Annotated in this window: 2 protein-coding genes; one reads left to right on the top strand and one right to left on the bottom strand. The window is 41.6% G+C overall.

Annotated elements, in window-relative coordinates; translation table 11 throughout:
• Nucleotides 1–290, top strand: a 290-nt coding sequence (locus A3735_RS31895; RefSeq protein ID WP_231882543.1) for a hypothetical protein, incomplete at its 5' end; no start/stop codon positions are given.
• A gap of 152 nt (nt 291–442) precedes the next feature.
• On the opposite strand, the gene A3735_RS28880 is transcribed toward A3735_RS31895, so the two are convergent.
• Nucleotides 443–570, bottom strand: a 128-nt coding sequence (locus A3735_RS28880) for an IS3 family transposase (protein ID WP_156499628.1), incomplete at its 5' end; no start/stop codon positions are given.

Genomic DNA, 570 nt, shown 5'->3' on the forward strand with positions numbered 1-570 from the left:
TACTGTTTATTTGTGGGGTAGCAAAGTTCGCTCATATCATTCTTGCACTTTTTGTGGTTGTACAACTCACTACACACAAAAAAGAGATGACGGTACAAATAGGGTCGCAATCAACGCCAGAATGGCTGCTCCTGAGATATTTAAGTCCGTTAATGTTAGGTTTTTCGATGGTGCTGATACCTTTAAATATGTTGAGAAATAGAGCACTTAACAAGTTTATCAAACCTCGTTCCGCCCACAAAGAAACGTGGGCTACACTGGACGCGCAAAGACACGCGCGCCGTTTATAAAAGCGTTAAATTTTTTTGGCTCTAAAGGTATAGAGCTCAATATTCGGCAAGGAGTGCTCAGTTCTTATTAAGCATTCCTTCGTTTAAAGTTCTAGGGTGTGTGGCACGGTTTCCCACTGTTTGACGTGGTCTAGCATTTTTGACCAACCCAGTTAAGATACTTTTTTCATTTCAATTGCCTGAGCTTCGTATTCATTCGGGCTCATGTAGCCCAAGTAAGAATGCAGCCGCCGACTGTTATAAAACATGGATATGTAATCCAAAATATCCTGCTGTGCCT

Source organism: Oleiphilus sp. HI0061 (genome assembly GCF_001635675.1).